Genomic DNA, 26,213 nt, shown 5'->3' with positions numbered 1-26,213 from the left:
GCGATTGGGCTTTGCTAAGCGGCCCTTCGCAGTAGCGATACGCACCCATAGCTCAGCTGGATAGAGCGTTGCCCTCCGAAGGCAAAGGCCAGAGGTTCGAATCCTCTTGGGTGCGCCATTTTTAAATGGCCCCGAACAATCGCCCTTCCAGCCCAAGCAGATATTGCTTGGCCTTCAGACCCCCTGCAAAGCCGGTCAGCGCTCCATTGGTGCCAACGACCCGATGGCAAGGCGCGATGATCGAAATGGGATTGCGGCCATTCGCCGCACCCACGGCTCGGCAGGCGGACGGCTTTCCGATCTGTCTCGCAACATCGGCATAGCTGCGCGTTTCGCCATAGGGGATGGTCAGCAGAGCTTCCCAGACGCGCCGCTGAAAATCGGTGCCCTTGAAATCGAGCGGCAGGTCAAACGCGGTCCGCTGCCCGGCGAAATATTCGCTTAGCTGCCGTCCTGCCTCACCGAGCACGGGATGCGCACAGGACTCGATCCGCGGTTCCAACCTGACTCGTCCGGCATCGTCATTTTCCCAAAGGACCGCCGCCAGCCCCTTTTCGCTCGCCACCAGCGTCAGGTCGCCGACCGGCGACGCGATCATTCTATATGCGTAGCTCATGTCCTATCCTTTCCACCATTGCTGGCGTGAACCATAGGGCACGGCAGACGAACTGCCTTCCCGCAGCTTGCGGTCAAAGATTAACGGAGGCCGCCGCCCATGGCACGATACAGTTCGACCATGTTCGTCGCCCGCGTCAACCGCGTCGCGAACAGGCTCTGTTCCGCATTATAAAGCGTCCGCTGCGCGTCCAGCGTCGTCAGGAAAGCGTCGATCCCTGCCCGGAACCGCGCCTCCGACAGGCGATAGCCAACGCGCGCGGAGTCCCGCAGCGAAGTCTGGGCCTCCAGTTGCGCCGTCATCGTGCCGCGCCGGGCGAGCGCATCGGCGACCTCCCGAAAGCCGGTCTGAACGCTCTTTTCATAGGTTGCGACCATCGCGTCATAGGTCGCCCGCGCGTAGCGCAGATTGCCCTGATTGCGCCCGAAATCGAAGATGGGCAGGCTCGCCGATGGCGCCACCGACCAGTTTTCGCTGCCCGACTTGAACAGGTTGGAAAGGCCGAGGCTCAACGTCCCGAAAGCCGCCGTCAGCGAGATTTTGGGGAAGAAGGCCGCCCGCGCCGCGCCGATATTGGCATTGGCCGCCAATAATTGATGCTCCGCCGCCATGATGTCCGGCCGCCGGAGCAAAGTCGTGGAAGGAAGGTCGGCCGGCAGATTGGCCAGCGTCACATCCTCCTCCGGCATCGCCATCGGCAGATCGTCCGCCGGCACCGTCGTTCCAGCCAGCAGGTTCAACGCATTCTGGTCCTGCGCGACCAGCGTCGTCGCCTGGGCGATGTCGGACCGGGCCTGATCGTAACTGGTCTGCGCCTGTCTCACCTCCAGTTCCGAAGCGATCCCCTTTGCAAAGCGCGCCCTGGTGAGGTCCAGCGTCTGGCCGAAGGCTTTTTCCAGATCGCGGGCGATCTTCAATCGCTCCTGATCCGCCGCCATGCTGAGCCACGCATTGGCCACTTCCGCGATCAGCGCGGTCTGCGCCGCGTTCCGGTTCTCGACCGACGCGAAATATTGCTCCTGCGCCGCCTTGCTCAGATTGCGTACCCGCCCGAACAGGTCGATTTCCCAGGCCGACACGCCAACCGAAGCGGAATAGATGTCGGTTCGCCCCGACCCCGCCTGGGAAAAGGGCGAGTCCTGATAGGTCGCGCTGCCATTGGCGCCAAGGGTCGGGAATATGTCCGCCCGCCGCACCTTATATTGCGCCCGCGCCTGCTCGACATTGGCGAGCGCCACGCGCAGGTCGCGATTATTGGCGAGCGACGTCTCGATCACCCGGCCAAGGCGCGGATCGACGAAGAAATCCTTCCACGCCGTATCCGCCGGGACGATCGCCTGCCCCTGCGCCCCGGCATAGGCCGGACCCTGCGGACTGGCCTCGGGAACAGGCAGCGCGGGCCGGACATATTTGGGCGCCATGTCGCACGCGGCGAGCGTCAGGGCCAAAGCAGCGGCCGGGAAGAGCTTGATCTTGTTCATTGTCCTTTAAGCCTCCTGCGGCGCCAGCGGAGCGCTATCCTCGTGTCCGGTTTCATCCTTGCCATGATGTTCGCGGAACAACCGCTTCACCACGGTGAAGAATACCGGCACGAAGAAGATCGCGAGTATCGTTGCGGACAGCATGCCGCCGACGACCGCCCAGCCGATGGCGTTCTGACCACCCGCCCCGGCGCCCTTCGCCACCGCCAGCGGAACCACGCCGAAGACGAAGGCTAAGCTGGTCATCAGGATCGGCCGCAGGCGCAGCTTACCCGCCTCCAGCGCCGCCTTTGCCGGTGACAGTCCCTCACGCATCTTTCCTTCGGCGAATTCGACGATCAGGATCGCGTTCTTGGCCGACACACCGATGGTCGTGATCAGACCCACCTGCAAATAAATGTCGTTGTTCAGACCCACCAGCGTCGCCGCGATCACCGCGCCCAACACGCCCAGCGGCACCACCAGCATCACCGCGATCGGCACCGACCAGCTTTCATACAAAGCCGCGAGACACAGGAACACGATCAGCATCGACAGCGCATAAAGCGCCGGCGCCTGCCCGCCCGAGGTCTGCTCCTCATAGGAAATGCCGTTCCATTCATAGCCGACGCCCGTCGGCAGCTTGCCCGCCAGTTCCTCCATGGCCTTCATCGCGTCGCCTGTCGAAACGCCCGGCGCGGGCGCGCCCATGATCTGCATGGAAGGCACACCGTTGAACCGTTCCAGCTTGGCCGGGCCATAAATCCATTGCGTCGTCGCGAAGGAGGAGATCGGCGCCATCGCGCCGCTGCTGCCCCGCACATGCAGCGCGCCGATCGATTCAGGCGTCGTGCGGAAGGGCGCATCGGCCTGCACGAAGACGCGCTTCACGCGCTCGCGGTCGATGAAGTCGTTGACGTAACTGCTGCCCATCGCCGTGCTGATCGTGTCGTTGATGTCGGCCTGCGCGATCCCCAGCGCGCCCGCCGCCGCCTGATCGACGTTCAGCTTGAGTTGCGGCGTATCGTCCAGCCCGTTGGGCCGCACCTGCGCCAAGCGCTTGTCGGCCGCCGCCATGCCCAGCAACTGGTTGCGCGCCGCCACCATCTTGTCATGCCCCAGCCCGCCTCGATCCACGAGCTGGAAGTCGAAGCCGGTCGCGTTGCCCAGTTCCTGCACCGCGGGCGGCACGAAGGCGATTGCCATGCCGGCGGAAATCTTGCGGAAGGCCTGGTTGGCGCGCAGGGCAACGGCGGAAGCCTTGTTATCGGCGCCCTTTCGCACCGACCAGTCCTTCAATCGCGTAAAGATGATGCCGACATTCTGGCCCTGCCCCACGAAACCGAAGCCGGAAATGGTGAAGACCGCTGCGACATTCTTCTTCTCGTCGATCAGATAATGGTCGCGCACCTTGGCCAGCGTCCGCTCGGTTTCCTCCAGCGTCGATCCGGTCGGCAGGGATATCTGATTGATGATGATCCCCTGATCCTCATCGGGCAGGAACCCGCCCGGCAAGCGCAGGAAGATCAGCCCCATGCCGACGACGATCAGCGCATAGACCAGCATGGTCCGGCCCCAGCGCCGCTCGATCTTTTCCACCCTGTTGCCGTAGCGCACGACATTGCGGTCGAAGGTCCGGTTGAACCAGTCGAAGAAGCGGCCGAAGCGCGAGCCGAAAAAGCCCGTCCACTGATGGCTATGCCCCTTGGGCTGGAGGATCGTCGCACAGAGCGCCGGGGTCAGGATCAAGGCAACCATGACCGACAGCACCATCGAAGAGACGATGGTGATGGAGAACTGGCGGAAGATGACGCCCGTCGACCCGCCGAAGAACGCCATCGGCAGGAACACCGCCGACAGCACGAGACCGATGCCAACCAGCGCGCCGCTGATCTCGTCCATCGACTTTTTCGCGGCTTCCTTGGGGCTGAGGCCCTCTTCCTGGATGATGCGCTCGACATTCTCGACCACGACGATAGCATCGTCCACCAGCAGGCCGATGGCCAGCACCATGCCGAACAGAGTCAGCGTATTGATGGTGAAGCCCGCCGCGTAGAGGATGGCCAGCGAGCCCAGCAGCACCACCGGCACAGCAATGGTCGGGATCAGCGTGGCGCGCCAGTTCTGGAGGAACAGGAACATCACGACGAAGACCAGCAGGATCGCTTCGAACAGGGTATGGATGACCTGTTCCACCGACAATTTCACGAAGGTCGAATTATCGACTGGGAAGTCATATTTCACCCAGCCCGGAAAGGTCTTGGACAATTCGGCGACTCGGCTTTTGACGCCCTCCACCGTGTCCAGCGCATTGGCGCCGGGCGCCAGCTTGATGCCGAAACCCGCGGCAGGATGTCCGTTGAACCGCCCGCTGAAGCTGTAATTTTCCGAACCCAGTTCGACGCGCGCGACGTCGGACAGATGGACGACCGATCCGTCGCTGTTGCTGCGCAGCATGATCTGGCGGAACTGTTCCGGCGTTCGGAGGCGCGACTGGGCCGTGACCGTGGCGTTCAGCGCCTGCCCCTGGGGCGAGGGCGTGCCGCCGATCTGGCCCGCCGAAACCTGCGCATTCTGCGCCCGGATGGCCGCCTTCACATCGCCGGCGGTGATGCCCAGATTGGCCATCTTATAGGGGTCCAGCCACACGCGCATCGCATATTGCGCGCCCAGAAGCTGCGTATCGCCCACGCCGCCGACCCGGCTGATCGGGTCCTGAAGCGTCGAGGCGATGAAGTCGCCCGCATCCTGCTGGTCGTGGATGCCGTCATCGGCATAGACCGCCATCACCATCAGGAAGCTTGAGGTGGACTTGGTCACGCGCAGCCCCTGCTGCTGCACTTCCTGGGGCAGCAAGGGGGTCGCCTGCGCCAGCTTGTTCTGCACCTGCACCTGCGCGATGTCGGCGTCGGTGCCCTGCTCGAAGGTCAGGGTGATGTTCAGATTGCCGGCGGAATCGCTGCTCGACGAGAAATAGCGGAGATTGTCGATGCCCTTGAGCTGCTGTTCGATAATCTGCGTCGTCGTGCTTTCCAGCGTTTCCGCGTTCGCACCCGGATAGGTGGTGGAAATCGAAACGGAAGGCGGCGCGATTTCCGGGAATTGCGCCACGGCCAGCGACCGCAAGGCCAGCAGTCCCGCCAGCATGACGACAATGGCGATGACCCATGCGAAAATGGGCCGGTCGATAAAATAGCGGGCCATGGCTTATTTCGCCCCGCCATGCACCGGCGTCTGCGCGGTCGGCGCCTTGCCGGCCGTCACCTGCTGCGGCCTGCCGGGTTGAACCACCGTCCCGGGTCGCAGGTTGACCAGCCCTTCGACGATCAGCCTGTCTCCGGTCTTCAGCCCCTTGGTGACGATCCACTTGTCGCCCACCGGCCGGTCGGTCTCGACCTCGCGCACTTCCACCTTGTTGTCGGCGCCGACCACCATCGCGGTCGCCCGGCCGCGCGGATCGCGCGTGATGCCCTGTTGCGGCGCGAGGATGGCCCGCGTCCGCCGCCCTTCGATCAGCCTGGCGCGGACATACATGCCGGGCAGCAACAGGCCGTCCGGATTGGAGAAGGTCGCGCGCAGCGTCACCGCGCCGGAGCTGGGATCGACCGTCACTTCGGAAAATTGCAGCCGTCCCTCAATGGGGTAGACACTGCCGTTGGGCAGCAGCAACTGCACCCGCGCGCCCTGATCGATACTGACGCCACCAGCCTTCATCGCCTGCTTGAGATCGATGATCTGGGCCGCCGACTGGGTGACGTCGACACAGACCATGTCAGTCCGCTGGATCGTCGCCAGCGCATCCGCCTGCCCGGCCTGCACCAGCGCGCCCGGCGTGAACAGCGACCGCCCGATGCGACCTGAAATCGGCGCCCGGATGCGCGTGAAATTCTGGTTCACCTGCGCGGCCTGCACCGATGCGCGTTGCGCCGCGACATCGGCGCGCGCCTGTTGGGCCGAGGCGGCGGCATTATCCGCTTCCTGCCGGCTGACCGCATTGATGCCGACCAAATCCTTGTAGCGCTGCGCCTGCAGGGCGGTCGCGCGAATCGACGCCTGCGCCCTCGCCAACGCGCCCTGCGCCTGCCCCAGAGCGGCCCGATAAGGCGCGTCCTCAATCTCGTAGAGCAGTTGCCCAGCCTTTACATAGGCGCCTTCAGCAAACAGGCGACGGCGAATCACGCCATTGATCTGCGGTCTGACCTCTGCCGTTTCCACAGCGACGATGCGCCCGGGAAGTTCGTTCATCAATGGCGCGGATTCGACCTTCATCGTCACGACGCCCACTGCGGGCGGCGGCGGCGCAGGCTGCTGCTTTTCGCCGCAACCGCCCAGCGCCGCGATGGAAACGCAGGCCAGAAGCCCCACAACAATCCCTTTTTGCATCAGCCGATGCTCCATTTTCATGCTCGAGAATTTGGAATGAACGTTCATTCCGCTTGCACCGCAAGTACGAACATGCCACAATTTGTTCAAGAGTAAAAAGTCGAGGGACGAAATTTTGGTTGCAGTGCAACATGAGCGGAGCGGGAGGGAGCGCATTCTGGATGCAGCGCGCGACCTGTTTGCCGCTCATGGCTTTCACCAGACCGCAATGTCGGAACTGGCCGCCGCCGCCCAGGTTTCGGTCGGTCAGATCTATCGGCTGTTTAAAGGGAAGGAAGATATTATCGACGCCATCGCGGCCGCTGACACCGGCAAACGCGAGGCTCTGATCCGCAGCCTGCAAAAACGGCTGGAGGATGGCGAAATCGATGCGGAACGCACCTTCGAACTGCTGTTGCTGGAGGTGACGGACAACCCTCACGAGGCCCTGTCCTTCGACATATTGGCTGAAAGTTTCCGCAACCCTCGTGTCGGCAACAGCATTGGGGATATGTGCGTTCAGGCCCGCAAATCGCTTGGCGATATCGTTCGCACCGTCAATCCGAACCTGTCGGGCGAAATGTTGAGGGGTGCCGAGGAAGTCATCCTCGCCTGCATTTTCGGGCTGGGCCACCGCAGCCTGTCCGGACCTGAACTCAGCGCGGAACGCACCGCCCAACAGGCGGCCCATATGTTTGTCGCGGCGCTCCGCGCCATGGGCTGATCGGTCGGGCGCAGCTTCCCGTCATTTTATCGCATTGCAGCATAAAATCATGTGCGCCGCCGAAACCGGGGCGGTGACGGCGCATTTTGTCCTCAAACCTTTTTCGACAGGACATGATCATGATTTTCGGCACATCTTTCGACCGCAGCTATTTTGAAGCGCGGCTGGACCGCAACCGACAGTTGGCCGAACGTTCGCGCCATCCGGAAATCCGGGCGATCCATATGGAATATGTCCGCCTTTACAGCCAGATTCTGGAACAGAAAGGCTATGTCCCGGCCTGACGCCGGGACGCATTCGCTTATTTCGCCGCGACCCCTTCGGGCAGGACGACCGCCGACCAGCTTTTGCCCGGCACCAGATATTTGGCGGCCAGTTTCTGAATATCGGCAGCCGTCACCGTCAGCATGTCCTGCGACATCGTCTGCATCGCCTGCACATAACGCGCGTCATGCGTGGCGCCTTCCATCTGGTTCATCCAGAACGCGTTTCCAGTGCTGGCGCGCATCAGCAACTGCCGCATCGGCGCGACCGCGCGCTGCAACTCATCCTCGCTCACCGGATTCTTGGCGAGGTCCGCCGCCGTATCCTTCACCACGCCATAGAAATAGTTGATGCGATCCGGCCGAACCTGACTGGTCACGAGGATATATCCCCCGCTTTCATAGGAAAATGGCCAGTTATTCTGGACGCTGGGCGAATAGGCCGCACCCTCGGTCGAGCGCAATTTGTCGAACAGGCGATCGTTGAAGATCTGGGTCAGGATTTCGAGCTGCCGCGCCTCCTTCGTCAGCGTAAAGCCGCCCGCCGTAGGCCAAGCCATGACGGCCGCCGCTTGCTCCTTATCCCCCTTGTGCCGCAGGATGACGGGCGTTTCGACATGGGCCGGGAAACGCATCGCCTTGTTCGCCGCGGGGACTGGCACGTCGGGCCGCGGCGGCAGAGCGCCGAAAGTCGCCGCGACCGCCGCGATCGCGTCGTCCGCCTTTACCTGACCGAAAATCTGGATCTCGATCGGCCCCGAAGCCAGCAGCGGTTCCCATGTCGCGCGGAAAGCCTGCGGCGTCAGCCCGTCAATCTCCGCCCGCGACGGGGTGCGGAAGCGCACATCCTTGTCATGCAGCAACCAGTTGAGATCGCGCGCCAGCACGGAATCCGGCGCCCGCGCCATCGCGTCATAGGCCACCCCCGCCCCGGTCTTGACCCGGGCAATCGGGGCCGGGTCCCAACCGGGCGCAAACAGCTTGGTCGCGAAGAGCTGCAACTGGTCCTTATAATCCGCCGGGCGCGTCACCGCCTGCAATTCAAAGGCATCGTCGTCGATGGAGAAATCCATCCCCATGCGCCGCCCGTTGGTCAGGTCATCCAGTTCCCGCTGGCCCAATTTCCCGATCCCGCTGGCCACCAACGCATAGTCCGCCGCCCAGCCCGGCACCGGCTTGGTCGGTGAAAAAGCCTGCTGCCCATGACCGAAGCGGACGTTGATCCGCACCTTCTCCGTCTCGGCATCATTGGCGAAGAGGGTCAGTTTGACGCCATTGGAAAAGACGATGCTCTCCATCCCCGGCAGGCCGACCGGCGTGCGCGACACCACCTTGCCCGGCGCGCCCAGCCTGGGCAGGTCGGCCATGGTCACGACCTTGTCGCCCAGCCGCGCATTGGTCGCCGCCTTGACCGGCGCGGCGACCGCCGCCGCCAGTTTCGCATCGACGCCCGGCATCACCTTGCCGGTAATCAGCATCGCCCGGAATACGCCCGCCGAAAACAGCCGCCGCGTCGAATCCAATATTTTCTGCGGCGTCATCGCCGGCTTGCCCGAGCGGAAAATGTCGAGCGCCGCCTGCGGACTGACCGTGGTTTCGCGAATATCGACCGCACTTACCAGATCGCTCGCCTGCTTGGCCCCCGCTTCGGTATCGGCATTTTCGACCTGGATCGCGAACGCCGTGTCCATCTGGGCATATTCCCGGTCGATCTCGATCTGGCTCGGTGGCGTATCCTTCGCATCCTCGATGATAGCGCGGGCGTCGGACAGCGCCTTTTCCCAATTGTCGCCGGTCGGAACGATGGTGATGAAGGTACCGTCGGCCGAACGGCTGATGTCCTGCTGATCCGCGCTTGCCTGAAGGAAGCTGCCTCCGCCCCGCGCGGCCTGTTCCAGCCGGCGGTTGATGATCTGCAGGGCCAGCATGTCGGTCAGCTTGTCCTGATTGTAGACGATGGTGTCGGCATGCGGCTTCCACGGCCGCAGCCATGCCATGGTCAGGCCGGTGGGCGCACCCGGCTCCACCGTCACCCTGGTCGCGGGCGCCTTCGCATCCGGCTCCCCGAAATCGGGCAGCGGCGCGCCCTTGCCCGCTACTGTCCAGGACCCGAAATTATCCTTGAGAAGTTGCTCGGCCATCGCCGGATCGATGTCCCCCGCGATGGAAATCACCGCATTTTCCGGCCGATACCAGCGCTGGTGGAACGCTTCCATCTTGGCTGCGGTGACGGCGTTCAACGTCGCCACCGTGCCGATGGGGCTGTGATCTGCCAATGGTTGCCCTGCGAAGAAATGCTGCCGCGTGGCGTCGGAAATCCGCATCTGCGGCCCCTCGCCCTCGCGCCTTTCCGCCAGCACCACCGCCCGCTCGGCATTGACCGCGCTGTCCACGATATTGGGGTCGATCATCATCCCGGCGAGAATTTTCAGGCTCTCGCCCAGACTCGCCTGCGTCGCCTGCGGCAGGTCGAGCGCATAGGTCGTGCCGGTCGGCGTCGTCTGCGCATTGCTGTCGCTGCCGAAGGTGACGCCCAGCCGCTGCCAGATGCGCTTGGATTCGCCGTCGGGTACATGGCGGGAGCCGCGCATGCTCAGATGCTCCATGAAATGGGCGTAGCCCAGTTCATCGGGCTGCTCCATCAGCGATCCGGCATCGATCCGCAGCCTGATCGAAACCTGCCCCGGCGGCACGCCGTTGCGGCGGATCGCATAGCGTAGCCCATTGGACAGTTCGCCAAAGCGCCACGCCGGATCGATCGGCACATCGCTATTCTCATAGAGCCACGGCCTGACCTGCGCCTTGGTCGAACCCGGCGCCGTGGACGTCGTGACCGGGTCGGTTTTCGCAGCCAGCGGCGCGGAAACGCCCGACAACAGCAAAGCGAGGACGGACAGCGAAGCGGCAGAACGCCGGAAGGAAAAGCTCATGAGGCCATAGCCTAAAGAGATTTTCCTGAATGACCACTGACAAAGAGAAGGGCGGGAACGCGCCGTCCCGCCCTTCTTTCCATTTTACCTTGAAGAGACCTTAGCGGCCGCCGGTCTTCTGTACGGCGCCCTTGTGCGCGCCGACGCCCCCGCGCCGCCGCCGGACATTCTTCTTGGCTGGCTTGGCATCGCCATCCGGGCGATGCGCCCGCTCGGCATTGCCGCGCGGCTGCTGCTTTTGCTGGTCCTGATAGCGGCGCTGCCCTTCGGCCCGCCTGGCCTTCTGTTCCGGCGTCTGCTCGCGACCCTTGCGCTGCGGCGCAGCCTTGGGAAGATTGCGGACCGCCTCCACGAAATTCTCCGGCAGCGGAACGATATCGAGCTTGATCTTGGTCGCCCGTTCGATCGCCTTCAGATAGGGCCGTTCATCGTCCGCCACGAAGCTGATGGCGACCCCCTCCGCTCCGGCGCGCGCCGTGCGGCCGATCCGGTGCACATATTGCTCCGGCACATTGGGCAGTTCGAAGTTGATGACGTGGGACACGCCCGAAACGTCGATCCCGCGCGCCGCGATGTCGGTCGCGACCAGCAGCTTCACATGCCCATGACGGAAAGCCTGCAAGGCGGTCGTCCGTTGCGCCTGGCTCTTATTGCCATGGATCGCGGCAGCCTGAATCCCCGCGCCCTCCAGAAAGCGCACGACGCGATCCGCGCCATGCTTGGTCCGGGTGAAGATCAGCGCGCGGTCGATATCCTCGCTCCTGATCGTCAGGTTCAGCAACGCCTGCTTTTCCATCTGGTTGACGAAGGTGGCCTGCTGGCGCACCCGCTCCGCCGTCGTCGATTGCGGCGCGACGCTGACCTTCACCGGATCGTTCAGGAACTGCGCCGCCAGCGCCTCGATCTCCGAGGGCATGGTGGCGGAAAAGAACAGATTCTGCCGCTCCTTGGGCAGCAGCTTGGCGATGCGCTTCAACGGATGGATGAAGCCCATGTCCATCATCTGGTCGGCTTCATCGAGTACGAAAATCTCGGTATCCTTGATGGTGAAGGCCCGCTGATCGATCAGGTCGAGCAGACGCCCCGGCGTCGCCACGACAATATCGACGCCCCGGCCCAATGCCCGGATCTGCCGGTTGATCGGCACGCCGCCAAAGACGACCTCCACCGACAGTTTCAGGAAGCGGCCATAATCGCGGAAGCTCTGCGCGATCTGCGCGGCCAGCTCACGCGTCGGCGACAGCACCAGCATGCGGCAGCCCTGCAACGGCGTCGGCTTGGGATTACGGGCGAAATGGTCCAGGCTCGGCAGCGCAAAGGCCGCCGTCTTGCCTGTGCCGGTCTGCGCGATGCCGCACAGATCCTTGCCCTTCAAAAGTACGGGAATGGCCTGGCTCTGGATGGGCGTCGGCACCGCATATTTCTTGGCGGCCAGCGCTTTCAGGATCGGCTCGGCAAGGCCAAGGTCAGTAAATTGCATAGAAAAACTCACGAAGTCAGCCCCGGCGCCATCCGGCATGGCCGGGACGCAAGGCGGGTTACGAAACGACCCGCGTGAAATGGGAAGCCTCAAAGCTTGGCGCAGACTTTCATTGGCCGGCCCCGATGCCTGTTCCGGCCGGAGCGATCACGCTGCCAATCGCTGAAGGGGGCGATGAAGCCCAAACTGCTGCGTTGCAACGCCTATGATGGGAAAAGCGGAAAAAAGCAAGCGGCCCTGCAAAGGTCAGGAGCCACCGCCGTCACAGCGTCACTTCCACATGTTTGCCGCGCATCTCTTCGCGCACGTCGCCGCCGAACATCTGCTTGAACATCCCGCCCAGCGACATGTCGGCCCGCCAGATTTCCGCCCGGCCCAGATTGAAGCGCAGCATCATCAGATGCGGGTCCTGCCGCCCACCGGGATACCAGGCAGACACGTCATGCGTCCAATAGCGGTCGATCACCGCCGGATCCGTCTCCTCCACCAGCGTTCCGTCGATGCAGGCGAACAGGAAATGTCCCTTGCTGATGAATTGCGCCATTGCGGGGCCGCCGGCCGCCAGCCGGTTTTCGCGGGTGGTATAGAACCAGAAACAATGACTCGCCCCCGGATCGAGCTGAGCCGTCATCGGCATGCTATGCTGATGGGAACCTTGCAGTTCCACCATCAAAAACGGGCTCTGGGACAGTTCGGTCCAGAAACGGCGGCGGATGTCGGCTTCATTGTCCATGTCTCTGCTCCATCGTGTCTTCGCCAAAGACTCAAATTGACGGCGCTCAATCGAAGTTCCGGCACCCAATTTACCACGAAAGCTTGATCTTGAGCACTCTTCTCTCCACATAGCGCGCATGTTGATCGAGACCGAAGCGACGCCCAATCCGGCCACCGTCAAATTCATTCCCGGCCGCGTGGTCATGGGAATGGGCACCCGCGATTTCGCGACGCCGGAAGAGGCGGAGGCCTCTCCTCTGGCGGCGGCGCTCTTCGGCCTGGGCGATGTGACCGGCGTGTTCTTCGGCGGCGACTTCATTTCCGTGACCATCGCGCCGGGTTCGGAATGGCGCGATGTGAAGCCGGACGTCCTTTCCGTCCTGCTCGACCATTTCTCGGCCAATATGCCCCTCTTCACACCGGGTTCGGCGGGCGAAATCTTCGTGCCGGAAGAGGAGGAATTTGCCGACGATCCCGAAGACGCGGAAATCGTCGCGCAGATTCGCGAACTCATCGACACCCGGGTTCGCCCGGCCGTGGCCAATGATGGCGGCGACATCGTCTATCGCGGCTTCGACAAGGGCACTGTTTACTTGCGGATGCACGGCGCCTGTTCCGGCTGCCCCTCGTCCACGGCAACGCTCAAGAACGGCATCGAACAATTGCTCAAACATTATGTACCCGAAGTGACCGAGGTTCAGGCCGTCTAGGAACGGGCGGCCGATTGGCAAACCGGCCCTGATCGACTAACCGCTGATTCAGGCGCCCACCGGGCGGAACGGATTACGGGGGTCTTCCTTGCGCATATTGGTCATCGACACCGCGACGCAGGCGCTGTCCGTGGCGCTGCTCGATGACGGCGCGACCATCGGCCATTTTCACGAAATCGTCGGACGCGGCCATGCCGAAGCGCTGCTGCCCGCCATCGCCGCCCTGCCGGATGGGGGCAGGGCCGACGCCATCGCCGTCGATGTGGGGCCCGGCAGCTTCACCGGCGTGCGCATCGGCATCGCCGCTGCTCGCGCGCTGGCTCTGGCCTGGGGCGTGCCGCTGCACGGCTATGGCGCCCTCTCGCTGATCTCGGCCATGGCGGCGGCAGGCCATGGCAACGGCCCCATGACCGTCACCATCACCGGCGGTCATGGCGAGTTGTTCTGGCAAAGTTTTTCCGCCGATGGGCTGACGCCGCTCACCAGCCCCGCCTCCACGCCGATTGCGACGCTGGCGATGGAGCTCGACCATCTGATACTATATGGCACCGGCGCGGAGGCGCTGGTGACGGCTCGCGGGAACGGCACGGCGGTCAGCCTCTATCCCAATGCCGCCGCTTATCCGCTGATCGCAGCCCTCCCGGCCCTGCCGCCCTCCCCCATTTACTGCCGGGACGCGGATGCGCGCCCCATGGCGGACCGGACGGCGCCATGATCCCCGGCCTCACTCTCGACACTTATGACGAAGGCGAGCGCAATGCGATGAGCGATGCCATGGATGTCATGGTCCGCGGCTTCGATCCGGCCTATGGCGAGGCATGGACATTGGCGCAATTGGCGGGCGTGATGACGATGCCCGGCACATGGCTCACCATCGCGCGGGTCGATGCCGCGCCGCTGGGATTCGCGCTGGTGCGTTCCGTGCTGGACGAATGCGAATTGCTGCTGCTGGCAGTCAGTCCGCTCTGGCGCGGACGGGGAGTCGGCGAGACGCTGCTGGTCGACAGCCTCAAGACAGCGCGCAGACGGGGCATTACGTCGATGAATCTGGAAGTTAGGGCATCCAATACAGCAATCAGACTATATGAAAAGATCGGGTTCGAATATGTACACCGTCGTCCCGGTTACTATCGCGGTAACGATGGACAACTTTACGACGCCCTGAGTTTTCGTATCGATATGCTTAGATAACCGGAATAGCCTCTTGCCAAAAAGAAACCATGGGTATAGCTGACCCGTACCGCTCCTGAAATGATTTCCTCGGGCGGGTCGCACTACCAAATAGCCTTCGCAGGAAAAAATAAATGGAAACCGAATCCGCACAGAGCGAACTGCTCATTACTTTAACGTCGGACATTGTGGCGGCTCATGTCTCCAACAACAGCGTCGCCGTATCTGACGTTTCTACGCTGATTCAGAATGTTCACGCCGCGCTTTCGGGCCTGAGCACCCCGGCGGTCGTGCCGGAAGTGAAGCCGGAACCCGCCGTGTCGGTCCGCTCGTCGATCAAGCCCGACTATATCATCTGCCTGGAAGACGGCAAAAAGCTGAAGATGCTGAAGCGCCACCTGATGACTCATTATCAGATGACGCCGGAAGATTATCGCGCGAAATGGGGCCTGCCGGCCGACTATCCGATGGTCGCCCCCAATTATGCGGAACAGCGCCGCAGCCTGGCGAAGAAGATCGGCCTGGGCACCAAGCGCCGCCGTACCCGTCCCGCCAAATAATTCCGGTCTCCGAAAGGGGCACAACTCATGCAAAAGGGGGTGCGCGGGCAGCGCGCCCCCTTTTACGCTATGGCAAAAGCCGCTAGGCTCCAGCCGATTACACAAATTCCAGTTTAAGTGAGCCTGCATGAACCGCAAGATCGACGTCGAAGCCCTTTGTCATGAAAAGGGCCTGCGCATTACCGAACAGCGCCGCGTCATTGCCCAGGTGCTGAGCGACGCCACCGACCATCCCGACGTGGAGGAATTGCACCGGCGCTCTTCCGCGATCGATCCGGGCATTTCCATTGCCACCGTCTATCGCACCGTTCGCCTGTTCGAAGAAGCAGGCATTCTCGACCGCCATGATTTCGGTGACGGCCGCGCCCGCTATGAAGCGGCCCCGGAATCCCATCATGATCATCTGATCGACGTCGAAACCGGCAATGTCATAGAATTTGTCGACCCGGAACTGGAGCAGTTGCAGAAGCAGATCGCCGAAAAGCTCGGCTTCCGTCTGGTCGATCACCGGATGGAATTGTACGGCGTCGCACTCGACCGCAAGAACTGAGGCAGCTTGGCCCGACTTCGCCGCATGACGCGCACGGGGGCGCTGGCCGGCAGCCTGCTGCTCTGCCTGATCCCGCATTTGCTCTGGCGCGTTGCCGGGCAACGATCGCCCTGGCCCCGACGCTTTCTGGGGCTGGCGGCGCGCTCGGTCGGCGCGCGCGTGCGGATAGAGGGGCACCCCTTCCAAGGCGACAGCTTCATCATCGCCAATCATGTGAGCTGGGTCGATATTTTGGCGCTGGGCGGCGCGACCGGCACCGCCTTCGTCGCGCATGACGGCATAGCGGGCTGGCCGGTCATCGGCTGGCTCGCTGCACAGAACAACACGCTGTTCGTCGCCCGCAACCGACGCGGCGCGCTGTCTTCGCAGATCGACGCGCTGCGCGCGGCACTGGCCGGGCATCAACCGGTGGCGCTCTTCCCCGAAGGCACGACCAGCGACGGAACCGGCCTGCTGCCCTTCAAACCCTCGCTGCTATCCGTCCTTCTCCCGCCGCCCCGTTCGGTGCGAATCCAGCCGGTCCATATCGATTATGGCACGGCCACGCCCGAAATCGCCTGGCACAGCAACGAGCCGGCGGGCGCCAATGCAAAAAAGCTGCTGGAACGCAAGGGCCGCCTGGATGTCACCCTGCGCTTCCTGGAGCCGTTCGACCCCGCAATCTGCCCGGATCGCAAGGCATTGGCGGCGGTAACGCAGGAAAGGATCGCGGCGAGCCTGACAAAGCACCTGCCGCCTTCCCCTAACAACGCGCCGCCTGTATAGCTGGACCGCATGAATCGGTACGACGCCCAAAAGACTCCAGCGACATTCCACGTCAAATCCTTCGGCTGCCAGATGAACGTCTATGATGGCGAGCGTATGGCCGAGATGCTGGGCGAGTGCGGCATGACCGCCGCCGCCGACGGCCCCGAGGCGGATCTCGTCATTTTGAACACCTGCCACATCCGCGAAAAGGCGGTGGACAAGGTCTATTCCGACATCGGCCGCATGACGCGCGAGGATGGCAGTCGTCCGATGATCGCCGTCGCCGGTTGCGTCGCGCAGGCGGAGGGCAGCGAAATCCAGCGCCGCGCCCGCAATGTCGACATCGTCGTCGGCCCACAAGCCTATCACCGCCTGCCCGACCTCATCGACAAGGCCGGGCGCGGCGAGCAGGCCGTCGACACCGACATGCCGCTCGCCTCGAAATTCGGCGCCCTGCCGGCCCGCACCAAACAGGCGCGCCCCACCGCCTTCCTGACGATCATGGAAGGCTGCGACAAATTCTGCACCTATTGCGTCGTGCCCTATACGCGCGGCGCGGAAATCAGCCGCACATGGTCCGCGATCCTCGACGAAGCGAAGGCGCTGGTCGACGGCGGCGTGCGCGAAATCACCCTGCTCGGCCAGAACGTCAATGCCTGGACGGGCGAGGATGACAAGGGCCGGATGCAGGGCATGGACGGCCTTGCCCGGGAACTGGCGAAGATCGACGCCCTGAAGCGCATCCGCTACACCACCAGCCATCCCAATGACATGAGCGACGGCCTGATCGCCGCCCATGGCGACGAACCCAAGCTGATGCCTTTCCTCCATCTGCCGGTGCAGTCGGGCAACGACCGGGTGCTGAAGGCGATGAACCGCAGCCACAGCGCCGACAGCTATCTTCGCATCATCGAACGCGTTCGTCAGGCCCGCCCGGACATCGCGCTGTCGGGCGACTTCATCGTCGGCTTCCCGGGAGAGACCGACGCCGAGTTCGAGGATACGCTCAGGATCGTCGAACAGGTCCGCTACGCCCAATGCTACAGCTTCAAATATAGTCCGCGCCCCGGCACACCCGCCGCTGACATGGACGGCCAGATTCCAGCGGAAGTAATGGATGAACGCCTCGCCCGCCTTCAGGCGCTGATCAACCGCCATCAGGTTGAATTCAATGCCGCCACCGTCGGTCGCACCACCGACATCTTGCTGGAGCGCAAGGGCCGCCATCCCGGCCAGCTCATCGGCAAGACGCCATGGCTCCAATCCGTTCATGTCACCGCGCCGGAACTCAGCATCGGCGACATGATCGAAGTCGACATCATCAGCGCCGGCCCGAACAGTCTGGCCGGCGAACCCAGCAGGAGGAAGGCCGCTTGAACCCAAAACCAGTCGTTCCCGTGGCAACGGGAACCCATCTCCGAACCTGTCCGCCAGGCTCAACGAGAAGGAGATGGATACTCGCCCATGCGAGTGTGACGGGTGAAGAGGGAGGCTGCTGAATGTCGAAAAAACCGAACCAGAACCACCGCAGCGAGGTCGCCGAACGCGCCCGGCTGGAGGTCAGTTTCGACCGCCCGCATTTGCTGGGCGCGCTATTCGGTCAATATGACCAGAATTTGGTCGCCATCGAAAATCGCCTCGGCGTTTATATCGCCGCACGCGGCAACAAGCTCCAGATCGAGGGCGAAGCCGAAGCCGCCGCCCGCGCCCGCGACGTGATGACGGGCCTCTACAACCGCATCGTCGCCGGTCAGGAAATCGACGCCGGTGCGGTCGAGGCGGTCATCGCCATGTCCGCCGAACCGACGCTGGACGGAATCATCCGCCATGATGTGGCCGAACCGCCCAAGGTGATGATCCGCACGCGCAAGAAAACCATCGTCCCGCGCTCCGCGACGCAGGTGACGTACATGGAAGCGCTCACCCGCAACGACATCATCTTCGCGCTGGGTCCGGCAGGCACCGGCAAGACCTATCTCGCCGTCGCGCAGGCGGTGAGCCAGCTCATCACCGGCAGCGTCGACCGCCTGATCCTCTCCCGTCCCGCCGTCGAAGCGGGCGAGCGCCTGGGCTTCCTGCCCGGCGACATGAAGGAGAAGGTCGACCCCTATCTCCGCCCGATCTACGATGCGCTCTACGACACGCTCCCCGCCGAGCAGGTCGAACGCCGCATCGCGTCCGGCGAGATCGAGATCGCCCCTCTCGCCTTCATGCGCGGCCGGACGCTCGCCAACGCTTTCATCGTGCTGGACGAGGCGCAGAACACCACCGTCGCGCAGATGAAGATGTTCCTCACTCGCTTCGGCGAAGGCAGCCGCATGGTCATTTGCGGCGACCCGCGCCAGGTCGACCTGCCGCAACCGGGCATTTCCGGTTTGGCCGACGCCGTGGCACGCCTTGAAGGCGTGGACGGCATTTCAGTCGTGCCCTTCGGCATCAGCGACGTCGTCCGTCACCCGGTCGTCGGCCGCATCGTCCAGGCTTATGAGGGGCCGGATGCCTAAAACCCTGTTCTTTCGTGGAGTTACCAGCAAATGATTGAAGTCGCCGTCCTCCACGATCAGGGCTGGCCCGATACCGATTGGGAATTGCTGGCCCAGCGCGCCGTCGTCGCCGCGATCACGCACAGCCCCTATGCCGCCTTCGCCGCGGACGAAGCGCTGTACGAGGTCGCGGTCAAGCTCACGACCGACGAGGAGGTTCATCAGCTCAACCGCGTCTATCGGGACAAGGACAAGCCGACCAACGTCCTGTCCTTCCCGATGGTGCAGGCCGATCTGCTCGAAGCCACCGCCAACACCGACGACGGCGAAGTCATATTGGGCGATATTGTGCTGGCCGAGGGCGTTTGTGCCGCCGAAGCCGCAGAAAAAGGCATCTCCATTACCGACCATGCGACCCATCTCATCATTCATGGGACTTTTCATTTGCTGGGATATGATCATATGGAGGATGCCGAGGCCGAAGCGATGGAGGCTCTTGAGACGCAATCGCTGATCAGCCTGGGTATTTCCGATCCCTATGGGGATCGCTAAAAAAGGAAACAGGAAGTAAAATGGCGGAAGGCAGTCCTAAGGACGGCAACGGTTCTAAGGAACCGGACAGTAGTAGCCACGAGGGCGGTTTATGGAGCGGCCTGAAGTCGCTGCTCTTCGGTGAGGAAGAAAGCCCCAGCCTCCGCCAGGAGTTGGAGGATACCCTCGACGAATATGACGAGGATGAGCAGGACGAACGCACGTCCCATCCAGCCAAGGGCGACCTGTCGGCGATCGAGCGCCAGATGGTCCGCAACCTCCTTCATTTTTCCGAACATACGGTCGATGACGTGGCTGTCCCCCGCGCGGACATCATCGCCATTGAGGAAAAGGCGAGTTTCGCCGACCTCGCCGCGCTGTTCGCGGAAGCGGGACATAGCCGCATCCCGGTCTATCGCGACACGCTCGACACCATCGTCGGCATGATCCATATCCGCGACGCCTTTGCGATCCTTGCAGGCAAAGCCCCGGTTCCGGACAGCCTGGAACCGCTGATCCGCCAGCCGCTCTACGTGCCCGAAAGCATGGGCGCGCTCGACCTGCTTGCGGAAATGCGCGCCAAGCGCACCCATCTCGCTATCGTGCTGGACGAATATTCGGGCACCGAAGGCTTGCTCACTTTCGAGGATCTCGTCGAGGAGATCGTCGGCGAAGTCGAGGACGAGCATGACGAGGAACCCGAGGCAATGCTGGTTCCGCTGGAAGGCGGCCTCTGGGAAGCCGATGCCCGCGCCGAACTGGAAGATGTCGCCAAGGAAATCGACGAAAAGCTTGCCGATATCGAGGAAGATGTCGACACGCTGGGCGGCCTTGCCTTCGTGATTGCCGGTCGCGTGCCCGAACCAGGCGAAATCGTCGAGCATCAGGAAAGCGGCTGGAAACTGGAAGTATTGGCCAGCGATGGCCGCCGCGTCAGCCGCCTGCGCCTTCATCCACCGGCGGCAAAGGCGATCGAGGAAGACAATTGATCCGATAGCGGTTGATCCCATGCCATCAGATCAACCGCGCCATTTCTTCGCTTTAAAGCGATGTCTTAATCAGGAACCCCGGCGGGTCCATGCCCGCCGGCCGGTTCCGCCTCGGCCAGCAACCATTTGAGCGCAGGCTTGGCCAGCGAGAATATCCGCAAATAGGGCTGGGTCATGACCCGGCGTACCTGCATCCGGGCAATGACGCTGGGCGTCACGATGGCAATGCGCCGCGCCTTGGGGAAATCCCCCAGATTGCGGCCGAAAGAGCCCACCGCGTCCTGCGTCTGGACCGCGCTGTCGGTCACGTCCATCCGCAGCAAATAGCCCGGCTGGAATCCTTGTTCGATGAATTGCCGTTTCAGCAGCCGCGCATAATCGGCGATCACCTCATCTGTGAAGATGCCCGTCCATCGAATGTCGAGCAGATTGAGATCATGCCGGAAGTCAATGACATACATGCTATTCCTCCCGCCTCGCCCATGGCGTGTAAAAATTACCGAAGGCTTACCCCGGCCCGACTTTGTGATTGATGCGGATCGGCCAGGCCTCCGAAATATTAACCGCTTGGCGTTAATTCCCGCCCGATCGGCAGGGGGGATAGATGCGACAGGAAAGACGGGCAGCGGCGGCGGCAAGGCGCGTATCGATGGATCGTGCGCCATGGACCGGCCTGGAAAAGCGGCTCTTCGCGCTCACCTGCCTCTTCACCCTGTTCTTCGCCTGTACCACGCCACCCTTTCAGGCCCCGGACGAAAACCAGCATTATATGAAAGCGCTGCTTCTCTCCGAAGGCCATGTCCTGACGCAGCAGCGCGGCGCAATGATCGGCGCCGAACTGCCCCGATCCGCCATCGACCTGCACGACGTTCAGTTCCCGACCAGCGCTTCCGCCACGCCGCGCCTGTTCGACCCAGCCATGCTGTCCCACGCATGGACTGCCGAGGAGAAAGGCGCCAAGGATCGCGGCTTCGCGGACTTCCCCAACGTCGCCAACTATGCCCCGACCCTCTATGCGCCCGGCGCGGCGGGATTGGCAGCCGGCGACCGCCTCGGCCTCCCCCGCCTCGGCGCCTTCTACAGCGGCCGGGTCGTCAATGCCCTGATCGCGCTGGCTTTGCTCGGCACCGCGCTGACCCTGATTCCCTTCGGCCGCAACGCCATGCTTGCGACCGCGCTGCTGCCGACCTTCTGCTATCAGAACGGGTCGCTCTCGCCGGATGCGATCATCAACAGCGTCGGTTTTCTCGGTCTCGCCCTCGCGCTTCGTATCGGCTTCACCCACTCGACACCCATCAAGAATACAGCGCTCTTCCTGACCGCGCCGCTCCTTGCCCTTGCCAAGGGCGTCTATCTGCCGTTGATGGCGGCAGGGTTGCGCTGGCCGGACAACCGGCGGAATCCTGGCCCATGGCTGTTGCTCGCCGCCATGGCGCTGGGCGCGACCGTCTTCCTCCTCTGGATGAAATTCTCCGGCGGCAGTCAGGCGCTCTACCATATCGTGTCGCGCAAGACCGGCGAGACCGTCACGACCGCGCCGCTGGCCGCGCAACTGGCGGTGATCCTCCGCGATCCGCTGGCCTATCTCCATATACTCGCGACCAGCATCGTGGAGCGCGCGCCGGTCTATGCGTTGCAACTCGTCGGCCGGTTCGGCTGGAACGCGATCCTGCTGCCGCTGCTCGCTTATCCGCTGGCGCTGCTGATGCTCGGCGGTGCTATCCTCAGCGCCTCGACCATGCGCTTCTCCCTCGGCCAGCGACTCTGGTGGCTGGCCATCGCGGCAGGCACTGCGCTGCTGATCGAAACCGCCATGTATCTGACCGGGACACCGCTCGGTGCGGACTATATCCAGGGGACGCAGGGTCGTTATTTCCTGCCGATCATGCCGCTCGTCCTGCTCGCCCTCATGCCCGCAGAACCGGTCCGAGGCGCCCACATGCTGTTCGCCGGATCGGCGCTGCTGCTGCTGTCAATCGCCGCCGCGACCACCTTCGACAGCTTCTGGGTCCATGGCTTCGTCACTGCTGACGGCATGCCCCCGCATCACAGCCTCTCCCGTGCCCTCATCCTGCCCTCGCCGCGCTGGTAGCCAGACGCCACAGAGCACCAGCCAGCCCAACCCTTCGATCCATCCCGCCAGCACGTCGCTCGGCCAATGCACGCCCAGCCAAACCCGGCTGATTCCGATGAGCGCGATCGCCAGTCCCGCTGCGACATAGGTCGAACGCCGCCCCGCCAGCATTGCCAGCGCCCCGAAAAAGACCATGTTCCCCGCAGCATGGCCGCTGGGAAAACTATAGCTGTCGACCATGTCGAGATGCGGCAGCAAATCGGGCCGAGGTGCGGCAAAACCCTGCTTGAGCGCGAGGTTGAGCAGCATACCGCCAATCACCACCCCCAGCAGCCAGAAAGCCCGTGCACGCCCTCGCCTCCAGAGGCCCAGCAGGCAAAGCCCCAACAGGATAAGCCGCCCCGCTGTCCCGCCCACCGCCGAAGCCATTTGCATGATCGCGGTACCGATGCTCCCCGCGATACTGTCCCGCGCCCGACCCGCCATCCCCATCAGACCGATGTTCAGCGCATCGAACAGCCCGTGTCTCTGCGCCAGCGCAATCCCGAAAATGCAAAAAAGCGCGAGAGCCAAAGCTCCCGCGCCCTTTGTCACGACTTTACGCCGATCAGATATGGAGCGCGCGCCCATAAGCGGCCAGCACGCTTTCATGCATGGATTCCGAAATGGTCGGATGCGGAAAGACCGTATGCATCAATTCCGCCTCGGTCGTCTCCAGCGTCTTGCCCACGGTGAAGCCCTGAATCATCTCGGTCACTTCCGCGCCGATCATATGCGCGCCCAGCAATTCGCCGGTCTTGGCGTCAAACACCGTCTTGGTGAAGCCCTCGGCCTCGCCCAGCGCAATCGCCTTGCCGTTGCCGATGAAGGGGAACATCCCGACCTTCACCTCATAACCGGATTCCTTCGCCTTGGCTTCGGTCAGGCCGACGCTGGCGATCTGCGGATGGCAGTAGGTGCAGCCCGGAATGTTGCGCACGTCCATGGCATGCGGATGCTTGCCCGCAATCGCCTCGGCCGCGATCACCCCCTCATGGCTCGCCTTGTGCGCCAGCCATGGTGGAGCGGTCACGTCGCCGATCGCCCAAATGCCGTCCACATTGGTCTTGCAGCTCGGGTCGGTGACGATATGGCCGCGTTCGGTCTTCACGCCCAGCGTTTCCAGCCCGATATTCTCGGTATTGGGAACGATGCCGATGGCGACGATGACATGGCTGTATTCGCCATTGACGATCTTGCCGTCCTTGCCCTTGATCGCGGCCTTGACGCCACTGGCCCCGACTTCCAGCTTCTCGACACCCGCGCCGGTCATGATGGTCATGCCCTGCTTCTTGAGCGCCTTTTCGAGGAATGCGGAAACATCTGCATCCTCGACCGGCACCACGCGGTCCAGCATCTCGACCACGGTCACTTCAGCGCCCATATCATTGTAGAAGCTGGCGAATTCGATCCCGATGGCGCCCGAACCGATGACCAGCAGCTTGGTCGGCATTTCCGGCGGGGTCATCGCATGGCGATAGGTCCACACCCGCTTGCCGTCCGCCGGAGCGAAGGGCAGGTCGCGGGCGCGGGCGCCGGTGGCGACGATGATGTTCTTCGCCGTCAGTTCCTCGGTCTTGCCGTCCTTGGTGACGCTGAGCTTGCCTTTCGCGACCAGCTTGCCGTCGCCCATATGGACGGTGATCTTGTTCTTCTTCATCAGGTGCGTGACGCCCTGGTTGAGCTGCTTGGCGACCCCGCGCGAGCGCTTCACCACGGCTTCGATGTCCGCGCTGATCTTTTCAGCCACCAGGCCATAATCCTTGGCATGCTGCATATAATGATAGATTTCCGCCGAACGCAGCAGCGCCTTGGTCGGGATGCAGCCCCAGTTGAGGCAGATGCCGCCCAGATTTTCGCGCTCGACGATGGCCGTCTTCAGCCCCAGTTGCGCCGAACGGATCGCGGCTACATAGCCGCCGGGGCCGGAACCCAGAACGATGACATCGTAATTCTCAGCCATTGATAATCTTTCTTCTGTGCAGGAAGATGAAGGTCAGTCCGCCGCAGGGGTAAAGGACGGCACGGAACGGGGTTGGCGATCCTCACCGATCGCCACAAAGGTAAAGGTGGCCTTCGTCACGCGGTAGGATCGGTCGTCATGGCGGGTCCGGCGCCAGGCTTCGACGGCGATCTTCATCGACGTCCGCCCGACCGACACCAGCTTGGCGAACACCGACACTTCATCGCCCACGACGACCGGCCGCAGAAAGGTCATGCCCTCGACGGCAATAGTCACGGCGCGCCCATGGCTGTGCCGGGCCGCGACCGATCCCGCAGCCGAGTCCATCAGGCTCATCAGCCAGCCGCCGAAAATATCCCCATAGGGATTGGTATCGGCCGGCATGGCGATGACGCGCACCGCCGGGCTGTCCTCCGGCGGCCGTTCCTCCACGCCCGCCATCAGGCCAGCATTCCCAGCGGATTTTCGACCAGTTCGCGGAAGGCCTTCATCAGCCGGGCGCCGTCAGCGCCATCGATGGCGCGGTGGTCGAAGCTGCCCGTGGCCGACATGACCGTCGCGATCTGAAGCGAATCGTCGATGACGAACGGGCGCTTCTCGCCCGCGCCAATCGCCATGATCATGGCCTGCGGCGGGTTGATGACGGCTTCGAACTGCTTGATGCCGAACATCCCCATGTTGGAGAGCGAGGCGGTGCCGCCCTGATATTCCTCGGGCTTCAGCTTGCCGTCCTTGGCGCGGGCCGCCAGATCCTTCATCTCGGTCGAAATCGCGGCGACGCCCTTGCTATCGACCCCGGTCACGATCGGCGTAATCAGGCCGCCGGGGATCGACACGGCGACGCTGATGTCGGCGCGCTTGAACTGGAGCATCTGGTCGCCGGCGAACTGCACGTTGCACTCGGGCACCTGGATCAGCGCCACGCCCAGCGCCTTGATCAGCAGGTCGTTGACGGACAGCTTGACGTTGCGCGAGGCCAGACCGGCATTCAGCTCACTCCGCAGCTTGAGCAGCTTGTCGAGCTGCACATCGACCGTCAGGTAGATATGCGGCACCTGCTGCTTGGACTCGGTCAGGCGGCGCGCGATGGTCTTGCGCATGCCGCTGAGCTTGATGACCTCATGTGGAATGCCGAAATCCTGCGCGGCGGCAGGCGTAGCCACCGGCACGGCGGCCGGAGCCTGAGCAGCGGCCCGGGCAACGGGCGCGGCGCCCTCCAGATCCGCCTTCACGACGCGGCCATTGGGACCGGTACCCGACAGGGCCGTCAGATCGATGCCCTTCGCTTCGGCCAGACGGCGCGCCAACGGGCTGGCTTTTACCCGGTCGCCGGACGCAACCTTTGCGGGCGCGGGCTCCGCCTTGGCGGCGGCTGCGGCCACCGGAGCAGCGCTTTCCGACTTTGGCGGAACCGGATCGGCCTTGGGCGCTTCCGCCTTGGGCGCCGAAGCCCCATCGGCAGCGGCCGCCGACACATCCTCCCCCTCTTCGGCGATAATGGCGATGACGGTGCCCACCTTCACCCCCTCGGAGCCTTCGGCCACCAGGATTTTGGCGATGACGCCTTCATCGACCGCTTCGAACTCCATCGTCGCCTTGTCGGTCTCGATCTCCGCCAGCAGATCGCCGGACGAAACCGTGTCGCCCTCCTTCACCAGCCACTTCGCCAGCGTCCCTTCTTCCATGGTCGGGGACAGCGCGGGCATCTGGATCGTTTTGCTCATGAACTGGGGGCCTCTCATCTTATAGAGCGCAGGGCGATGACAGCCGTTTCGGCGCTTTATCCGGGACGGTCAAGGCCATGGCTTGCGCTGAGCCCGATATTAAGCCACATTTCACCACACTGGT

Annotated in this window: 25 protein-coding genes and 1 tRNA gene; 14 read left to right on the top strand and 12 right to left on the bottom strand. The window is 63.2% G+C overall.

Annotated elements, in window-relative coordinates; genetic code table 11:
• Window positions 1–41 precede the first annotated feature (41 nt).
• A tRNA-Arg gene (locus tag F7P65_RS10940) sits at window positions 42–118 on the top strand.
• Window positions 119–121: 3 nt separating this feature from the next.
• Here F7P65_RS10940 and F7P65_RS10935 read toward each other — a convergent pair.
• The 4 genes from F7P65_RS10935 to F7P65_RS10920 form a co-directional block, all read right to left on the bottom strand.
• Window positions 122–616, bottom strand: coding sequence for a methylated-DNA--[protein]-cysteine S-methyltransferase (locus tag F7P65_RS10935; protein WP_150291784.1), 495 nt, complete (start codon window positions 614–616; stop codon window positions 122–124).
• A gap of 80 nt (window positions 617–696) precedes the next feature.
• Window positions 697–2,097 (bottom strand): efflux transporter outer membrane subunit, encoded by a 1,401-nt coding sequence (locus tag F7P65_RS10930; protein ID WP_150291783.1) that lies wholly within the window; start codon window positions 2,095–2,097, stop codon window positions 697–699.
• 6 nt (window positions 2,098–2,103) lie between these two features.
• Window positions 2,104–5,280: an efflux RND transporter permease subunit gene (locus tag F7P65_RS10925; RefSeq protein ID WP_150291782.1), complete on the bottom strand. Its 3,177-nt coding sequence runs from the start codon at window positions 5,278–5,280 to the stop codon at window positions 2,104–2,106.
• Between the two features lie 3 nt (window positions 5,281–5,283).
• Window positions 5,284–6,459 carry an efflux RND transporter periplasmic adaptor subunit gene (locus F7P65_RS10920; protein WP_150291781.1) on the bottom strand — a complete coding sequence of 392 codons (1,176 nt, stop codon included), beginning with the start codon at window positions 6,457–6,459 and terminating at the stop codon, window positions 5,284–5,286.
• 115 nt (window positions 6,460–6,574) lie between these two features.
• Here F7P65_RS10920 and F7P65_RS10915 point away from each other — a divergent pair, with 115 nt between their 5' ends.
• Both F7P65_RS10915 and F7P65_RS22015 read left to right on the top strand, forming a co-directional pair.
• Window positions 6,575–7,162, top strand: coding sequence for a TetR/AcrR family transcriptional regulator (locus tag F7P65_RS10915; protein WP_150291780.1), 588 nt, complete (start codon window positions 6,575–6,577; stop codon window positions 7,160–7,162).
• Between the two features lie 119 nt (window positions 7,163–7,281).
• Window positions 7,282–7,446, top strand: a complete 165-nt coding sequence (locus F7P65_RS22015) for a hypothetical protein (protein ID WP_162854599.1) — start codon at window positions 7,282–7,284, stop codon at window positions 7,444–7,446.
• A gap of 17 nt (window positions 7,447–7,463) precedes the next feature.
• Here F7P65_RS22015 and F7P65_RS10910 read toward each other — a convergent pair whose 3' ends face one another.
• From F7P65_RS10910 to F7P65_RS10900, 3 genes are all read right to left on the bottom strand, one after another.
• Window positions 7,464–10,355 carry a M16 family metallopeptidase gene (locus F7P65_RS10910; protein WP_150291779.1) on the bottom strand — a complete coding sequence of 964 codons (2,892 nt, stop codon included), beginning with the start codon at window positions 10,353–10,355 and terminating at the stop codon, window positions 7,464–7,466.
• A gap of 100 nt (window positions 10,356–10,455) precedes the next feature.
• Window positions 10,456–11,835 carry a DEAD/DEAH box helicase gene (locus F7P65_RS10905; RefSeq protein ID WP_150291778.1) on the bottom strand — a complete coding sequence of 460 codons (1,380 nt, stop codon included), beginning with the start codon at window positions 11,833–11,835 and terminating at the stop codon, window positions 10,456–10,458.
• Window positions 11,836–12,097: 262 nt separating this feature from the next.
• Window positions 12,098–12,568 (bottom strand): pyridoxamine 5'-phosphate oxidase family protein, encoded by a 471-nt coding sequence (locus F7P65_RS10900; RefSeq protein ID WP_150291777.1) that lies wholly within the window; start codon window positions 12,566–12,568, stop codon window positions 12,098–12,100.
• 118 nt (window positions 12,569–12,686) lie between these two features.
• Here F7P65_RS10900 and F7P65_RS10895 point away from each other — a divergent pair, with 118 nt between their 5' ends.
• From F7P65_RS10895 to F7P65_RS10850, 10 genes are all read left to right on the top strand, one after another.
• Window positions 12,687–13,259, top strand: a complete 573-nt coding sequence (locus tag F7P65_RS10895) for a NifU family protein (RefSeq protein WP_150291776.1) — start codon at window positions 12,687–12,689, stop codon at window positions 13,257–13,259.
• 88 nt (window positions 13,260–13,347) lie between these two features.
• Complete coding sequence (tsaB, locus tag F7P65_RS10890) at window positions 13,348–13,974, top strand: tRNA (adenosine(37)-N6)-threonylcarbamoyltransferase complex dimerization subunit type 1 TsaB (RefSeq protein WP_150291775.1); 627 nt, start codon at window positions 13,348–13,350, stop codon at window positions 13,972–13,974.
• Window positions 13,971–14,450, top strand: a complete 480-nt coding sequence (locus tag F7P65_RS10885; protein ID WP_150291774.1) for a GNAT family N-acetyltransferase — start codon at window positions 13,971–13,973, stop codon at window positions 14,448–14,450. Before tsaB ends, F7P65_RS10885 begins: the two co-directional genes overlap by 4 nt.
• 113 nt (window positions 14,451–14,563) lie before the next feature.
• Window positions 14,564–14,989, top strand: coding sequence for a Ros/MucR family transcriptional regulator (locus F7P65_RS10880; protein WP_150291773.1), 426 nt, complete (start codon window positions 14,564–14,566; stop codon window positions 14,987–14,989).
• Window positions 14,990–15,116: 127 nt separating this feature from the next.
• Complete coding sequence (locus tag F7P65_RS10875; RefSeq protein WP_150291772.1) at window positions 15,117–15,539, top strand: Fur family transcriptional regulator; 423 nt, start codon at window positions 15,117–15,119, stop codon at window positions 15,537–15,539.
• 6 nt (window positions 15,540–15,545) lie between these two features.
• Complete coding sequence (locus F7P65_RS10870) at window positions 15,546–16,304, top strand: lysophospholipid acyltransferase family protein (protein ID WP_150291771.1); 759 nt, start codon at window positions 15,546–15,548, stop codon at window positions 16,302–16,304.
• A gap of 9 nt (window positions 16,305–16,313) precedes the next feature.
• Window positions 16,314–17,663, top strand: coding sequence for a tRNA (N6-isopentenyl adenosine(37)-C2)-methylthiotransferase MiaB (gene miaB, locus F7P65_RS10865; RefSeq protein ID WP_150291770.1), 1,350 nt, complete (start codon window positions 16,314–16,316; stop codon window positions 17,661–17,663).
• A gap of 122 nt (window positions 17,664–17,785) precedes the next feature.
• A complete protein-coding gene (locus tag F7P65_RS10860; RefSeq protein ID WP_150291769.1) occupies window positions 17,786–18,790 on the top strand; it encodes a PhoH family protein in 1,005 nt (334 codons plus the stop codon).
• Window positions 18,791–18,820: 30 nt separating this feature from the next.
• On the top strand, window positions 18,821–19,321 hold the full coding sequence (ybeY, locus tag F7P65_RS10855) for an rRNA maturation RNase YbeY (RefSeq protein ID WP_150291768.1): 501 nt from the start codon (window positions 18,821–18,823) through the stop codon (window positions 19,319–19,321).
• Between the two features lie 20 nt (window positions 19,322–19,341).
• Window positions 19,342–20,289 carry a hemolysin family protein gene (locus F7P65_RS10850; RefSeq protein WP_150291767.1) on the top strand — a complete coding sequence of 316 codons (948 nt, stop codon included), beginning with the start codon at window positions 19,342–19,344 and terminating at the stop codon, window positions 20,287–20,289.
• Between the two features lie 65 nt (window positions 20,290–20,354).
• On the opposite strand, the gene F7P65_RS10845 is transcribed toward F7P65_RS10850, so the two are convergent.
• Window positions 20,355–20,750 carry a SpoIIAA family protein gene (locus tag F7P65_RS10845; RefSeq protein WP_150291766.1) on the bottom strand — a complete coding sequence of 132 codons (396 nt, stop codon included), beginning with the start codon at window positions 20,748–20,750 and terminating at the stop codon, window positions 20,355–20,357.
• Window positions 20,751–20,893: 143 nt separating this feature from the next.
• Between F7P65_RS10845 and F7P65_RS10840 the strand changes: the two genes are divergently transcribed.
• Entirely contained in the window at window positions 20,894–22,381 is a 1,488-nt protein-coding gene (locus F7P65_RS10840) for a DUF2142 domain-containing protein (RefSeq protein WP_150291765.1), read from the top strand.
• Here the strand turns inward: F7P65_RS10840 and F7P65_RS10835 are convergent.
• The 4 genes from F7P65_RS10835 to F7P65_RS10820 are packed head-to-tail and all read right to left on the bottom strand — an operon-like array spanning window position 22,262 to window position 26,089.
• Window positions 22,262–22,993, bottom strand: a complete 732-nt coding sequence (locus tag F7P65_RS10835; protein ID WP_150291764.1) for a phosphatase PAP2 family protein — start codon at window positions 22,991–22,993, stop codon at window positions 22,262–22,264. The genes F7P65_RS10840 and F7P65_RS10835 overlap by 120 nt on opposite strands.
• Window positions 22,971–24,365, bottom strand: a complete 1,395-nt coding sequence (gene lpdA / locus F7P65_RS10830; RefSeq protein WP_150291763.1) for a dihydrolipoyl dehydrogenase — start codon at window positions 24,363–24,365, stop codon at window positions 22,971–22,973. The genes F7P65_RS10835 and lpdA overlap by 23 nt, the downstream gene beginning before the upstream one ends.
• Window positions 24,366–24,398: 33 nt before the next feature.
• A complete protein-coding gene (locus F7P65_RS10825) occupies window positions 24,399–24,806 on the bottom strand; it encodes an acyl-CoA thioesterase (protein WP_150291762.1) in 408 nt (135 codons plus the stop codon).
• On the bottom strand, window positions 24,806–26,089 hold the full coding sequence (locus F7P65_RS10820) for a pyruvate dehydrogenase complex dihydrolipoamide acetyltransferase (protein WP_150291761.1): 1,284 nt from the start codon (window positions 26,087–26,089) through the stop codon (window positions 24,806–24,808). The genes F7P65_RS10825 and F7P65_RS10820 overlap by 1 nt, the downstream gene beginning before the upstream one ends.
• Window positions 26,090–26,213: the final 124 nt, after the last annotated feature.

It is taken from the genome of Sphingobium estronivorans (assembly GCF_008692605.1).
Taxonomy (GTDB): domain Bacteria; phylum Pseudomonadota; class Alphaproteobacteria; order Sphingomonadales; family Sphingomonadaceae; genus Sphingobium; species Sphingobium estronivorans.
Note: the sequence above shows the minus strand (reverse complement) of the source record. Positions and strands in the feature narration are given on the sequence as shown.

What these genes read in the sequence shown, in the direction of transcription:
- F7P65_RS10895 (WP_150291776.1), top strand. Translation starts at nt 12,687, where the DNA reads ATGTTGATCGAGACCGAAGCGACGCCCAATCCGGCCACCGTCAAATTC.
- F7P65_RS22015 (WP_162854599.1), top strand. Translation starts at nt 7,282, where the DNA reads ATGATTTTCGGCACATCTTTCGACCGCAGCTATTTTGAAGCGCGGCTG.
- F7P65_RS10925 (WP_150291782.1), bottom strand. Translation starts at nt 5,280, where the DNA reads ATGGCCCGCTATTTTATCGACCGGCCCATTTTCGCATGGGTCATCGCC.
- F7P65_RS10905 (WP_150291778.1), bottom strand. Translation starts at nt 11,835, where the DNA reads ATGCAATTTACTGACCTTGGCCTTGCCGAGCCGATCCTGAAAGCGCTG.
- F7P65_RS10860 (WP_150291769.1), top strand. Translation starts at nt 17,786, where the DNA reads ATGTCGAAAAAACCGAACCAGAACCACCGCAGCGAGGTCGCCGAACGC.
- F7P65_RS10930 (WP_150291783.1), bottom strand. Translation starts at nt 2,097, where the DNA reads ATGAACAAGATCAAGCTCTTCCCGGCCGCTGCTTTGGCCCTGACGCTC.
- F7P65_RS10840 (WP_150291765.1), top strand. Translation starts at nt 20,894, where the DNA reads ATGCGACAGGAAAGACGGGCAGCGGCGGCGGCAAGGCGCGTATCGATG.
- F7P65_RS10845 (WP_150291766.1), bottom strand. Translation starts at nt 20,750, where the DNA reads ATGTATGTCATTGACTTCCGGCATGATCTCAATCTGCTCGACATTCGA.
- F7P65_RS10920 (WP_150291781.1), bottom strand. Translation starts at nt 6,459, where the DNA reads ATGCAAAAAGGGATTGTTGTGGGGCTTCTGGCCTGCGTTTCCATCGCG.
- F7P65_RS10910 (WP_150291779.1), bottom strand. Translation starts at nt 10,355, where the DNA reads ATGAGCTTTTCCTTCCGGCGTTCTGCCGCTTCGCTGTCCGTCCTCGCT.
- miaB (WP_150291770.1), top strand. Translation starts at nt 16,314, where the DNA reads ATGAATCGGTACGACGCCCAAAAGACTCCAGCGACATTCCACGTCAAA.
- F7P65_RS10875 (WP_150291772.1), top strand. Translation starts at nt 15,117, where the DNA reads ATGAACCGCAAGATCGACGTCGAAGCCCTTTGTCATGAAAAGGGCCTG.
- lpdA (WP_150291763.1), bottom strand. Translation starts at nt 24,365, where the DNA reads ATGGCTGAGAATTACGATGTCATCGTTCTGGGTTCCGGCCCCGGCGGC.
- F7P65_RS10850 (WP_150291767.1), top strand. Translation starts at nt 19,342, where the DNA reads ATGGCGGAAGGCAGTCCTAAGGACGGCAACGGTTCTAAGGAACCGGAC.
- F7P65_RS10885 (WP_150291774.1), top strand. Translation starts at nt 13,971, where the DNA reads ATGATCCCCGGCCTCACTCTCGACACTTATGACGAAGGCGAGCGCAAT.
- F7P65_RS10935 (WP_150291784.1), bottom strand. Translation starts at nt 616, where the DNA reads ATGAGCTACGCATATAGAATGATCGCGTCGCCGGTCGGCGACCTGACG.
- F7P65_RS10835 (WP_150291764.1), bottom strand. Translation starts at nt 22,993, where the DNA reads ATGGGCGCGCGCTCCATATCTGATCGGCGTAAAGTCGTGACAAAGGGC.
- F7P65_RS10825 (WP_150291762.1), bottom strand. Translation starts at nt 24,806, where the DNA reads ATGGCGGGCGTGGAGGAACGGCCGCCGGAGGACAGCCCGGCGGTGCGC.
- F7P65_RS10900 (WP_150291777.1), bottom strand. Translation starts at nt 12,568, where the DNA reads ATGGACAATGAAGCCGACATCCGCCGCCGTTTCTGGACCGAACTGTCC.
- ybeY (WP_150291768.1), top strand. Translation starts at nt 18,821, where the DNA reads ATGATTGAAGTCGCCGTCCTCCACGATCAGGGCTGGCCCGATACCGAT.
- F7P65_RS10880 (WP_150291773.1), top strand. Translation starts at nt 14,564, where the DNA reads ATGGAAACCGAATCCGCACAGAGCGAACTGCTCATTACTTTAACGTCG.
- F7P65_RS10820 (WP_150291761.1), bottom strand. Translation starts at nt 26,089, where the DNA reads ATGAGCAAAACGATCCAGATGCCCGCGCTGTCCCCGACCATGGAAGAA.